This is a genomic window from Cupriavidus basilensis (assembly GCF_029335485.1).
Classification (GTDB): Bacteria; Pseudomonadota; Gammaproteobacteria; order Burkholderiales; family Burkholderiaceae; genus Cupriavidus; species Cupriavidus basilensis_E.
Genome location: NZ_JARJLM010000173.1, coordinates 1 through 11667 on the forward strand (window position 1 = coordinate 1; position 11667 = coordinate 11667).

The following is an 11667-nucleotide window of genomic DNA, read 5'->3' on the forward strand; positions in this document are numbered from 1 at the left end:
CCCCCCAAGCCAAATAGCCCGACACCACTCCGCCTTTAGGCCCTGCAACCCTAAATCAGCCCCCTAAAATAAAACAACAATATTTTAAAAAAAAAGGCTTTCGCTAAGAGTACAGGGCCATCGATCTGAAGCGCCACGAGCTACTGGCCCATAGACACCGGCCCGCTGCGCCAAGACCTAACCGATCAGAACGACGGCACCATCGCGCCCTTGAACTCGTTCTTCATGAACTGGCGCACGTCTTCCGACTGGTAGGCAGCGACCAGCTTCTTCACCCATGGCTTGTCCTTGTCCTGGGTCCGCACCACGATGATGTTGGCGTACGGGCTATGGATGTCTTCCAGCGCGATGGCGTTCCGGGCCGGCTGCAGGCCGGCGGCCAGCGCGTAGTTGGTGTTGATCACCGCAGCGGCCACGTCGGGCAGCGCGCGCGCCAGTTGCGCGGCGTCCAGTTCGACGATCTTCAGCTTCTTCGGGTTCTCGCTGATATCCAGCGGCGTCGCGTTGACGCCGTTGGTACCCGCCCCGCTCTTGAGCTTGATCGCGCCTTGCGCGGCCAGCAGCAGCAGCGCGCGGTTCTCGTTGGAGGGATCGTTGGGGACGGCGACCTTGGCGCCTTGCGGCAGGTCCTTGGGCGACTTCAGCTTCTGCGAATAGATGCCGAGCGGCGAGATGTAGGTGTAGCCCACGCTGACCATCTTGTAGCCGCGCTGCTTCACCTGGCTGTCCAGGTAAGGCTGGTGCTGGAAGCTGTTGGCGTCCAGGTCGCCGGCGTCGAGCGCGGCATTGGGCTGCACATAGTCGTTGAACTCGACCACCTTGATATTCAGCCCTTCGCGCTTGGCGACCTTCTGGACCACCTGCCAGACCTGCGCATCCGGCCCGCTGACCGTGCCAACGCGCACGGTCGGCTCCTGCGCCAGCGCGGTGCCGGAGGCGGCCACGCCAAACGTGACGGCGGCGACGCACAGGGCTTTATGGATCGAGGGATAGGTGTGGCCGAAGCGGCCGGTGAATTTCGACATGACGCTTGTGTTCCTTTCTGCCATGCCAGGGGCTGGCATGGCTGTGACTAGGGTAGAGGCCGGCCGCCCCCGGGGCGCGCTCAATGCGCGCCCATCGCGTGCGTTTCGACCTGGGGCGCATTTTGCCATCCACCGCCCAGCGCAAGGAAGAGATTGATCTGGTCCAGCGCCACCTGGCTTTCCGACGCCGCCAGCGAGGCTTCGGTGCTGGCCAGCGTGCGGTCGGCATCGAGGCTGGACAGGTACGGCGAGCGGCCGGCCTGGTAGAGCTGGCGATTCTGCCGCGCTACCTCGCTGGCCTTGTCGCGCGCATCGCGCAGCGCCTGGGTGCGCTCCAGCTCACGCGTATAGCTGCTCAGCGCGGATTGCGTTTCGCGCAGTGCCTTGAGCACCACGCCGTCGAAATGGGCCAGCGCCGCCTCGGCGCCGGCTTCGGTGCCGTGGATGCGGGCGCGCGTGCCGCTGGTCGGGATGTTCCAGGTGATCAGCGGACCAAAGCCCCAGTGGGCGGTCGGTGCCTGTCCGAGGTGGTCGAGGATGCCGGTAAAGCCGGCCGACGCACCGATGCTGATGGACGGATAGAGATCCGCCGTGGCCACGCCGATCTTTGCCGTGGCCGAGGCCAGCTCGCGCTCGGCCTGGCGCACGTCGGGCCGGCGCTTGAGCAGCGCGGCGCCGTCGCCCACCGGCAGCGGCTGGCTCAGCCTGGGTTCTTCGTGGCAGGCGTACTCGGTCATCGAGGCCGCGGTGGGCGGCTTGCCCAGCATCACGGCCAGCCGGTAGGCCGCGCCTTCCTGCTCGGCCTTGAAGCGCGGCAAGGCGGCGCGCAGCACGTCGGCCTGGGCCTGGGAGCGCAGCAGGTCCACCGGCTGCCCGCGCCCCGCATCCACCATCTTGCGGGCCAGATCGACGCCGCGGCGCTGCAGTTCGAGCTGATGCTCGGCCACCGTCAGCTCGTGCGTGGCGGCGCAGCCCTGCACATAGGCGCGCACGGTCTCGGCCACCACGCCGACGCGTGCCTGGTCGAGCGCCGCCTGGCTGGCTTGCGCGCCGGCCAGCGCGGCTTCGTCGGCGCGCGCGAGCTTGCCGAAAAAGTCGATCAGGTAGGACACCTTGAAGCCGACGTCGCCAAAGTTCATGACCGGGATCTTCTCTTCCACCAGCAGCGGTTCGCCGGCAATCTGCCCGCGCTGCGCACCGGCGAAGAGGCCGGCCCCGGGCAGGTTCTCCGCTTCCACCTCGTGGTAGACCGCAATGGCGCGCTTGAGGTTGGCCGCCGCCACGCGCAGGTCGGTATTGGCGGTCAGGGCCTGCTGTACCAGCTGGTCGAGCTTCGGATCGTCGTACAGGCGCCACCAGCCGTCGGGCACCGCCGCGATCGACACCGCGGGGTTGTCCGTGCCGAGCAGCGCGCCGTTGGCCGCGGGTGCTTTCACGACGGCGTTGTCCGGCACATGGTAGTCGGGCCCGACGGTGGTGCAGGCGAACAGCAGCGGCACCAGTGCCGGCAGCAGGGCTAGGCGCAAGGCGTTCACTGCGCGCCTCCCTGGCTGGCGGCTCCCTTGGCGGCCAGCGCGAGCTTGTCCTTCTGGTCCTTCTGCCCGTCTTGCGCCTTGGCCGGCTGCGTCTGCTCGCGCACCGATACGGTGGCGGTACGCCCGGCCACCAGCCGCAGGTCGGATGGCGCTTCGTCCAGCGCGATGCGCACCGGGATGCGCTGTGCCAGCCGGACCCAGTTGAAGGTCGGGTTCACGTTGGGCAGCAGGTTGGACCCGTTGGAGCGGTCCCGGTCCTCGATGCCGGCGGCGATGCTTTGCACGTGGCCATGCAGCACCCGGGACTCGCCCATGATGCGGATATCCACCGGGTTGCCGACGTGGATGCCGTGCAGCTTGGTTTCCTCGAAATAGCCTTCCACGTGGAAGGAATTCGCGTCGACCATGGACAGCACCGGACGGCCGGTGTTGACGTAGTCGCCCAGGCGCGGCAGCCGGTCGTTCAGGTAGCCGTCGACCGGGCTGAGCACGCTGGTGCGCTCCAGGTTGAGCTTGGCCAGGTTGACCGCGGCCTGCGCCTGCGCCAGCGCGGCTTCGCCTTGCTGGACCTTGGCCAGGCCTTCCTCGACGACTTCCTTGGAGACCACCTCGGACAGCGTCTGGCTACGCTTGGCTTCGCGGCGGGCCTGGGCCAGCGTTGCGTTCTGCGCGGCCACCGTGGCCTGCGCCTGTTGCAGCGCCAGCGCATAGCGGTCGCGGTCGATCTCGAACAGCGGCTGGCCGCGCTGCACGCGCTGGTTGTCCTTGACCAGGACCTTGGTCACCAGGCCGGACACGTCGGGCGCGACCTGCACGACATCCGCGCGGATATGGCCGTCGCGCGTCCATGGCGCGATGGTGTAGTAATCCCACAAGTGCTTGACCACGACCACCGCGGCCGCGGTGACGACAAGGGTAAGGACGATAGGTCCGATCGAACGAAGATTCAGTTTCATGACTGCAGCCGATACGCCAGGTAGACGACGCCACCCAGGACGATCCCATAGAAGGCCAGATTGAACAGCGACCGGTGCCAGACCAGCCGGTAAAAACCCACGCGCGCCAGCACGGCGCGCGCGCAGGCGGTAATCACGAAAGCCGCCAGCATCCATACCAGCAGGCTGGGCACGAACACGCCATAGATGTCGATTTCACCGCGCATGGTTGCTGCCCGCTTCCGTGACTGCTTCTGTGACAGCTTCCGTGCCCGATCTCATGCTTGATTTCATGCTCATGATTGACTCCCGCCCTGCTGCGCCGCCAGGGGCGCTGCCGAAAACAGGGCGACATGCATTTCCACCAGCGCGGCGAACGCCTCGCGCGAGGCCGCGTCGGCCCGCGAGGCAACCTCGCATATGGCCTTGCCGAGCCGCTCGCGCAACACCTGCGGCGGCGCCTCGGCCCGCGCTTCCAGACGCGCCTGGTAGTAGCTGGCGACGCCGCTCAGCACACGCTTCACGGCGCGCTGGTGGTCCGGCGCCAGCGCGGGCAACTCGCGCTGCAGCGCCAGCGTGCTGAGTTCGACGCGCACCTCGGTGAAGCCGTCGCCGGCGTTTTCGTTCTCGCTGGCTGCCAGCCGCGGCACCAGTTGCGCCAGGCGGTCCAGCATGCGGGCCAGCAGGCGCGCATGGTCGCGCGGCTCGCGCCCGGTGGCGTTGCGGGCGATGTCGCCCCAGCTCGCGCGGACCAGCCGGCGGGCCGCGGCCTTGGTGCCGAACGGGCGCGTCACCAGCGTCCACAGCAGCGCGAACAGGATGCCCGCGATACCCGCCACATTGCCGTTGAAGAAGGCCTGGAAGTCGGCGTTGTACGCGCCCTGCAGGCCGATATCGTTGGCCGTGACCACCGCCAGCGGCATGGCGATCAGGGCCAGCCGCGGCTGCGTCATCATCAGGCCGATGACCAGGTACGGCGCCGCGAACATCAACACCAGCATTTCGAAGTCGTGCGCGTTGGGCAGCACCACGAACAGATAGACCGTGGCGATCACCAGGCAGACCACGTTCCAGCGGAAAAAGGAACGGATCATCGGCGCCGGCTCGTCCATGGCCGCGAAGAAGCAGCTTGACACCGCACCCAGCGCGACGGCGCCGGCGCCGTCCGCCCAGCCGGTCCAGATCCAGATCATGCCCATCAGGAAAATGGCCGCGGCGACGGTGGCGGTGGAGAACAGCAGCATGCCGTGATCGTAATGGCGCGCCGCGCCCACGTCCCAGCGCTGGAACGCGGGCGTCCATTCGCCCGCCGGATTCTTCTCGCCGATACGGCGCTGGAGCAGCACGCAGTCGTGCCATAGCGCCACCAGCTCGCGCAGGCGGCCCTCGGCTGTGGCGGCCAGCGCGCTGTGCCAGTCCGGCCCGGCAGCGCCGGCGACGAGTCCGGCGTCGGCGCTCGGTGCGGCCTCGGCTGCCGGCAGTGCCGGCAGCGGCGCTTGCGCGCCGGCGCCGATCCACGCCGACACCAGCGCCATATGCTTCGACAGGCGTTCGGGCACGCCCGCGGCGTTCTGGTGCAGCGCCTCCACCACGGCGGCCAGCGACGACAGCACCGGCAGCAGCATGGTCATGCGGCCGCGCAGTTCCTGCGCGTTCTTCACGCGGGCGGCGCTTTCGGTGTCGTAGGAGAGCTGGCTGATCAGTTGGTCGAGCGCGAGGATATCGGCGGCAAGGCGATGGCGGCTCTGATGGCGCGACACCCTGGCGGCCGGCTGGGCGGAGAGCATATCGGTAGCCCACAGCGCGGCGTCGGCCAGCCACTGGGCGGATTTGCCGCCGAGCACGGTGGCCACGTTGGCCGGGAAAATGGTCGAGCCGACGATGCTGGCGCACAGGATGCCAAGACAGATCTCCTCGGCCCGGGCCACCGCGATATCGAAGATGCCGCCGGGATCGTTCACCGACGGCAGCGCCACCAGCGGCAAGGTATAGGCCGCCAGCATGAACACATAGCTGCGCGGCGTGCGGTGCAGCAACGCAACGTAGAGCAGGACCCCGGTCCACAGCGCGACCGCGGCCATCAGCAATGCCGGCGCGTTCACCAGCGCCGGCACCATGGCCACCGACGCGGCCGCGCCGAGCAGCGTGCCCAGCACGCGATACAGCGCCTTCGAGCGGGTCGCGCCGGTCAGCGGATGCGCCACGATATAGACCGAAGCCATCGCCCAATAGGGCCGCGGCAGGCCGAGATAGAGCGCGATGAACAGCGCCAGCATGGCGGCTGCAAATGCTTTGAAGGAAAAGATCCAGTCTCTTCCGGTTGGCCAGCTCACCATGGCGGTTACGACCCCGAAGCGGCGGAGGATGTGGACGCCGCGGAGGCGGCTGCCCGGGAAAGCGCGTCGAGCACGCGCAGCGCGCCTTCGAAATCCTGCTCGCTGACATCCGCGAACACGCTGGCGCGGACCTGTTTGAGTTCCACTTCGATTTTCGCGGCGAGGTCCTCGCCGGCGTCGGTCAGCCAGAGCGCATTGGCGCGGCGGTCGTTGGCGTCCACTTCGCGGCGCACCAGGCCGGCGGCGGAAAGCTGGTCTACCAGGCGGACCAGCGAGGCGCCTTCCAGCCCGACGTAATCGGCCAGCGTGACCTGGCGGACACCTCCGCCAAGCCGGCGGATAAACAACAAGGGCCCTGCGGCCGCGGCGGAGATGCCATAGGCGGTGACAGCGCCCTGGGAAATGTGGCGCCATTGGCGACCGGCCAGCATGAGCTGGCCGGTGAAGGCGAAGCGGAGGGCGTCGATTGGAGGCATGGGCCAATAATAGCAAGCTTATAGTTAGGATGCAAATTATCACGCTACGAATGAATGCCGGATGAAGGGGTGCCGGACGGGATATCGGCCATCGGTCACTCCGTCAGCAGGTGGCGTGCCGCCGGCCGGCCTTGAATCCGCGGGCGCCAGTCGCCGGCGCGCACCGCGCGCCGATGTCCGGGCGATATCCGAGCGATATCGGCGATGGATAAATGAATATTGGACACGCCGCGCAGCGCTCCCTTAGCCTCTTCGTACAACGCCGGACCTGCATCCAGGCACAAGGCAAACCGACAAGGAGACCCGCATGAGCCGCTTCCTGCGCTACGAGCAGCAGGGCCACATCGTGACCCTGACCATGAACGAACCGGAGCGCCGCAACCCGCTCACCGGCAATACCGCGGTGGCGGATTTCCTCGAAGCCATCGACCGCATCCACCGCGACAAAAGCGTGCGCGCGGTGATCCTCACCGGCGCCGGCACCGCCTTCTCCTCGGGTGGCAATATCCGCGACATGGAGCGCCAGGCCTCCGGCGAGGTGCCGGGCATGGAGATTCGCCAGGACTACCGGCTGGGCATCCAGCGGCTGCCGCTGGCGCTGTTCAACCTGGAAGTACCGGTGATCGCCGCCGTCAATGGCGCGGCGATGGGTGCCGGGCTGGACCTGGCCTGCATGTGCGATATGCGCATTGCCTCGGAGCACGCGCAGTTCGCGGAGAGCTTCGTGAAGCTCGGCATCATCCCCGGCGATGGCGGCGCATGGCTGCTGCCGCGCGTGATCGGCCTGTCGCGCGCGGCCGAGCTGACCTTCACCGGCCAGGTCATCGATGCGCGCCAGGCGCTGGAATGGAACCTGGTCTCGCGCGTGGTGCCTGCCGAGCAATTGCTGCCCACCGCCAACGAACTGGCGGAACGCATCGCCGCCAACCCGCCGCATGCGGTGCGGCTGGCCAAGCGGCTGCTGCGCGAAGCGCTGCACACGCGGCTGGATACGCTGCTGGAATTGTCGGCGGGGTACCAGGCGCTGTCGCACCAGACCGCGGACCACCGGGAAGCGGTGTCCGCCTTCCTCGAGAAGCGCAAGCCTGAGTTCACCGGCAACTGATCCCGCAACGTCCCAACCTCGATCGATAACACACCGGAGACCCGCCATGCCGCAAGCCGTCATCGTCGATGCCATCCGCTCCCCCATGGGCCGATCCAAGCCGGGCTCGGCTTTCACCGGCCTGCATCCCACGGAGCTGCTGGCGCAAGTGCTGGCGGGCCTGGTGGAGCGCAACAGGCTGGACCCCGGCCTGGTGGAAGACGTCATCACCGGCTGCGTGAGCCAGGTCGGCGAACAGTCGGGCACGCCGGGCCGCGTGGCGTGGCTGGCGGCCGGGTTTCCCGAGCATGTGCCGTCCACCACCATCGACCGCAAGTGCGGCTCCAGCCAGCAGGCCGTGCATTTCGCCGCGCAAGGGATCATGGCGGGCGCCTACGATATCGTGATTGCCTGCGGCATCGAATCCATGAGCCGCGTGCCGATGGGCTCGGGCCGCATCGGCCAGAATCCGTACGGCCCGTCCTTCGAAGCGCGCTACGCGCCCGGGCTGGTGTCGCAGGGCGTGGCGGCCGAGCTGGTGGCGGCGCAGTGGGAACTGTCGCGCGACGATCTCGACAGCTATGCGACGCAATCCCACCAGCGCGCGCACCAGGCGCGCGAGGCCGGCGCCTTCGCCCGCGAGATCCTGCCGATCCAGACCGCCGCCGGACTGGTCGCGTCCGATGAAACCATCCGCCCCGGCACCACGGCGGAGCGCCTCGCCACGCTGGCGCCGTCGTTTCGCGACGAAGCACTGGGCGCGCGCTTTCCGCAGATCGGCTGGCACGTGACGGCGGGCAATGCCTCGCAGATCAGCGACGGCGCGGCGGCCATCCTGCTGATGAGCGAGCGCGCCGCATCGCGGCTGGGGCTGAAGCCGCGCGCGCGCTTCGCCGCCTTCGACGCCTGCGGCGACAGCCCGCTGACCATGCTGACGGCGCCGATTCCGTCGAGCCGGCGCGCGCTGGAAAAGAGCGGTCTCAAGCTCGATGCGATTTCGCACTACGAGATCAACGAAGCCTTCGCCTGCGTGCCGCTGGCATGGCAGCGCGCGCTCGGCGCCGACCCGGCCCGCCTGAACCCGCGCGGCGGCGCGATCGCGCTTGGCCATCCGCTGGGCGCCTCCGGCGCGCGGCTGATGACCACCATGCTGCACGCGCTCGAGGACAGCGGCGGCCGCTATGGCCTGCAGTCGATGTGCGAGGCCGGCGGCATGGCCAACGCCACCATCATCGAGCGGCTCTGAGCGACGCAAGGCGACCGGCCTCCCGGACCATGCCCTGCATCCGATACCCATCACGAGGAGATAGAAATTGAAACTTGCCAACCTGTCCGCCGTCGTCACAGGCGGGGCATCCGGCCTCGGCCTTGCCTGCGCCCGCCGCCTTGCCGAACGCGGCGTCGCCGTGGTGATCGCCGACCTGTCCGAGGAAAACGGCGCCGCTGCCGTGCGGGAACTCGGCCCGCAGGCGCGCTTCGTGCAGGCCGATGTCTGCGACACTGCGCAGATGACGCGCGTGTTCGACGCGGCCGACGCGCTCGGCACCATGCGCGCCCTGATCCATTGCGCCGGCGTGGGCGGCCCGGTGCGCCTGGTCGAGAAGGACGGCCAGCCCGGCTCGCTGGAGAAGTATGAATCGATCGTGCGCATCAACCTGGTCGGCACCTTCAACACGCTGCGCCTGGCCGCCGCGCGCATGGCCCGCAACGAGATGCTCGACGGCGAGCGCGGCGCCTGCGTGCTGACGGCCTCGGTCGCCGCCTTTGAAGGACAGATCGGACAGATTCCCTACGCCTCGGCCAAGGCCGGCGTGGTCGGCATGACGCTGGTGGCGGCGCGCGACCTGGCCCAGCGCATGATCCGCGTCTGCACCATCGCCCCCGGGCTGTTCGATACGCCGCTGCTGGCGCGCCTGCCGGAAAACGTGCGCGCCTCGCTCGGCGCCTCGGTGCCGCACCCGGCGCGGCTGGGCACGCCGGACGAGTTCGCCTCCACCGCGCTGCACATCCTGGAGAACCCCATGCTCAACGGCGAGACCATCCGCCTGGACGGCGCCATCCGCATGACGCCGCGCTGAAGCGCCGGCCCCGCCGGGCCAGCAACGGTGGCAGAGCCGGAACACCGGCCGCCAGGGCCCGACCGGGCCATGCATACAGGAGGAGACACCCCATGCATACCAGGCTGTCCGCCAGGTTTCCCGCGCTGCTGTTGTCCGCGCTGCTCTCGACCGCCGCACAGGCGCAGACGGCGTGGCCGGAGCGCCCCATCACCATCATCGTGCCGGGCGCGCCCGGCGGCACCACCGACATCCCCACCCGCCTGGTGGCGCAGAAGCTCGGCGCGCTGCTGGGCCAGCCGGTCATCGTCGACAACCGGCCCGGCAGCGGCGGCATCATCGGCACGCAGGCACTGCTGCGTGCGCCGGGCGACGGCTATACCCTGCTGGTCGGCAACACCGGCTCGCACGCCATCAACTACAGCGCCTACCGGCACCTGCCTTACCGCCCGCAGGATTTCGTGCCGATCACCGACATGATCTCCTTCCCCAACGTGCTGGTGGTCAACGCGCAGTCTCCGATCAGGACCGTGGCCGACCTGACCGGACAACTCCGGAACCAGCCCGGCCAGCTCGCCTACAGCTCGGCCGGCATCGGCCAGACCACGCACCTGACCGCCGAGCTGTTCCGCATGCGCACCGGCACCGAGGTCATCCATGTGCCCTACAAGGGCTCGACGCCCGCGACCACCGCGCTGCTGGCGGGCGAGACCACCTTCATGTTCGACAACCTGACGCAGGCGCTGCCGCATATCCGCGCGGGCAAGCTGCGCGCGCTGGCAGTCACCAGCGCCGAGCGGCTGCCAGCCCTGCCCGAGGTGCCGACCATGGCGCAGGCCGGCGTCGGCGACTTCGTGGTGATGGGCTGGCTCGGGGTGTTCGCGGCGGCACGCACGCCGCCGGCAGTGGTCGCCAAGCTGCAGGACGGGCTGGCCAGGGTCATGCGCGACCCCGAGATCGTGGCCAGGTTCAAGGAGATGGGCGGGCTCGCCGGCGGGCAGCCGCAATCCGCGTTCGCCACGCTGGTCAGCAGCGAGCAGAAGCGCTGGGGAGACGCGATCAAGGCGTCGAACCTGAGCCTGGACTGAGCGCGCCCCGCGCACCGCGCGGGGCGGTATCATGCTGCGATCCCTGCCCCGTCCTGCGCGACGCCGCGCCCCGCCATGCGAAACCGCATCAACGAAGAAATCACCTTCCGCAAGCTGGAAGTCCTGCTCGCCTATATGGAGACGGGCAACCTGGCCAAGGCCGCCGAGGCGCTGGACGTCAGCACCGTCAGCGTGCATCGTGCGCTGCACTCGCTCGAGGAGGGCATGCACTGCGCGCTGTTCCGCCATGAAGGGCGCAACCTGCTCCCGACGGAGGCGGCGCACGTGCTGGCCGACGTGGCCACCGACGTGATCAAGACCATGGCCGACGGCATCCGCGCAACGCGCGAAGCCGCCGGCTATTCGGCCGATCACCTGAAGATCGGCTCGCTCTATTCGCTGACCATCCGCACGGTGCCGGAAGTGGTGATCGGCATCAAGGTCAGGCGGCCCGAGCTGCAGGCGGAACTGGTGCTGGGCTCGAATGCGGACCTGCTGTTCAAGCTCAAGCAAGGCGGCATCGACGCCGCGCTGATGGCCGTGCCCGAGCCCGATCCGGACATCGAATCGATTCCCTTGTTCGAAGACGAGATCTGCTTCGCCGCGCCGGCGGATTCCCCCTATGCGCGACAGGCTTCCATCGACCTGCGGCAATGCCGCGACGAGCCCTTCGTCACGCTCAGCGAGGGCTTCGTCACCTACCAGGGCTTCGTGGAGGCCTTCCGCATCGCCGACTTCACGCCCAATGTGGTGATGAAGGTCGGCGATATCTTCTCGCTGATGAACCTGGTCAGCGGCGGCGTGGGCTACGCCCTGCTGCCGGGCCGCGTGCGCGATGTGTTCGCGCACAAGGTGACGCTGATCCCGCTGTCCTCGCAGTACCGGCTGCGCCAGACCATCGGCCTGAGCTTCCTGCGGCGGCGCGAGCGGGACCCGAACCTGCTGGCGCTGGCGGCGGTGTGCCGGCTGGCGATGCGGGCGGGGACGAAGGCTATCGACCCGCAGACCTGAGTGTTCTCCATGTGGTCGGCCCGGCTGATGGCGCCCCCGCGGCCCCAACCGCGGCGACCGGATGCGCAAGCCTGAACACACACCGCCAACCGGCGCCTCCTGTTCGTTCGCTCGCCTTCA

11 protein-coding genes are annotated in these 11667 nt (G+C 68.6%); 5 read left to right on the forward strand and 6 right to left on the reverse strand.

The features are described 5' to 3' along the window. Positions 1-185: 185 nt before the first annotated feature. The 6 genes from P3W85_RS10320 to P3W85_RS10345 form a co-directional block, all read right to left on the reverse strand. Positions 186-1025: a MetQ/NlpA family ABC transporter substrate-binding protein gene (locus P3W85_RS10320; protein WP_017224463.1), complete on the reverse strand. Its 840-nt coding sequence runs from the start codon at positions 1023-1025 to the stop codon at positions 186-188. A gap of 80 nt (positions 1026-1105) precedes the next feature. Next, positions 1106-2560, reverse strand: a complete 1455-nt coding sequence (locus P3W85_RS10325; protein ID WP_276264718.1) for an efflux transporter outer membrane subunit — start codon at positions 2558-2560, stop codon at positions 1106-1108. Continuing rightward, entirely contained in the window at positions 2557-3516 is a 960-nt protein-coding gene (locus P3W85_RS10330) for an efflux RND transporter periplasmic adaptor subunit (RefSeq protein WP_017223928.1), read from the reverse strand. The genes P3W85_RS10325 and P3W85_RS10330 overlap by 4 nt, the downstream gene beginning before the upstream one ends. After that, complete coding sequence (locus P3W85_RS10335) at positions 3513-3722, reverse strand: DUF1656 domain-containing protein (protein ID WP_017223927.1); 210 nt, start codon at positions 3720-3722, stop codon at positions 3513-3515. The genes P3W85_RS10330 and P3W85_RS10335 overlap by 4 nt, the downstream gene beginning before the upstream one ends. 69 nt (positions 3723-3791) lie before the next feature. Then, entirely contained in the window at positions 3792-5831 is a 2040-nt protein-coding gene (locus P3W85_RS10340; protein ID WP_276264719.1) for an FUSC family protein, read from the reverse strand. A 5-nt stretch (positions 5832-5836) separates the two neighbouring features. Beyond that, a complete protein-coding gene (locus tag P3W85_RS10345) occupies positions 5837-6307 on the reverse strand; it encodes a MarR family winged helix-turn-helix transcriptional regulator (protein ID WP_017224642.1) in 471 nt (156 codons plus the stop codon). A gap of 307 nt (positions 6308-6614) precedes the next feature. On the opposite strand from P3W85_RS10345, the gene P3W85_RS10350 reads away from it, so the two are divergent. The 5 genes from P3W85_RS10350 to P3W85_RS10370 all read left to right on the forward strand — a co-directional run bounded on the left by P3W85_RS10350 (position 6615) and on the right by P3W85_RS10370 (position 11547). Next, positions 6615-7412, forward strand: coding sequence for a crotonase/enoyl-CoA hydratase family protein (locus P3W85_RS10350; protein WP_017224643.1), 798 nt, complete (start codon positions 6615-6617; stop codon positions 7410-7412). A 46-nt stretch (positions 7413-7458) separates the two neighbouring features. Further along, on the forward strand, positions 7459-8637 hold the full coding sequence (locus P3W85_RS10355) for a thiolase family protein (protein WP_276264720.1): 1179 nt from the start codon (positions 7459-7461) through the stop codon (positions 8635-8637). A gap of 67 nt (positions 8638-8704) precedes the next feature. After that, positions 8705-9469 (forward strand): SDR family NAD(P)-dependent oxidoreductase, encoded by a 765-nt coding sequence (locus P3W85_RS10360; protein WP_276264721.1) that lies wholly within the window; start codon positions 8705-8707, stop codon positions 9467-9469. Between the two features lie 92 nt (positions 9470-9561). After that, the gene (locus P3W85_RS10365; protein ID WP_276264722.1) at positions 9562-10536 is read left to right on the forward strand and encodes a Bug family tripartite tricarboxylate transporter substrate binding protein; all 975 of its coding nucleotides are present in this window, start codon (positions 9562-9564) and stop codon (positions 10534-10536) included. 75 nt (positions 10537-10611) lie between these two features. Further along, positions 10612-11547: a LysR family transcriptional regulator gene (locus tag P3W85_RS10370; protein WP_276264723.1), complete on the forward strand. Its 936-nt coding sequence runs from the start codon at positions 10612-10614 to the stop codon at positions 11545-11547. The last annotated feature ends 120 nt before the right edge of the window (positions 11548-11667 follow it).

What these genes read in the sequence shown, in the direction of transcription:
- P3W85_RS10365 (WP_276264722.1), top strand. Translation starts at nt 9,562, where the DNA reads ATGCATACCAGGCTGTCCGCCAGGTTTCCCGCGCTGCTGTTGTCCGCG.
- P3W85_RS10335 (WP_017223927.1), bottom strand. Translation starts at nt 3,722, where the DNA reads ATGCGCGGTGAAATCGACATCTATGGCGTGTTCGTGCCCAGCCTGCTG.
- P3W85_RS10320 (WP_017224463.1), bottom strand. Translation starts at nt 1,025, where the DNA reads ATGTCGAAATTCACCGGCCGCTTCGGCCACACCTATCCCTCGATCCAT.
- P3W85_RS10330 (WP_017223928.1), bottom strand. Translation starts at nt 3,516, where the DNA reads ATGAAACTGAATCTTCGTTCGATCGGACCTATCGTCCTTACCCTTGTC.
- P3W85_RS10340 (WP_276264719.1), bottom strand. Translation starts at nt 5,831, where the DNA reads ATGGTGAGCTGGCCAACCGGAAGAGACTGGATCTTTTCCTTCAAAGCA.
- P3W85_RS10345 (WP_017224642.1), bottom strand. Translation starts at nt 6,307, where the DNA reads ATGCCTCCAATCGACGCCCTCCGCTTCGCCTTCACCGGCCAGCTCATG.
- P3W85_RS10355 (WP_276264720.1), top strand. Translation starts at nt 7,459, where the DNA reads ATGCCGCAAGCCGTCATCGTCGATGCCATCCGCTCCCCCATGGGCCGA.
- P3W85_RS10350 (WP_017224643.1), top strand. Translation starts at nt 6,615, where the DNA reads ATGAGCCGCTTCCTGCGCTACGAGCAGCAGGGCCACATCGTGACCCTG.
- P3W85_RS10370 (WP_276264723.1), top strand. Translation starts at nt 10,612, where the DNA reads ATGCGAAACCGCATCAACGAAGAAATCACCTTCCGCAAGCTGGAAGTC.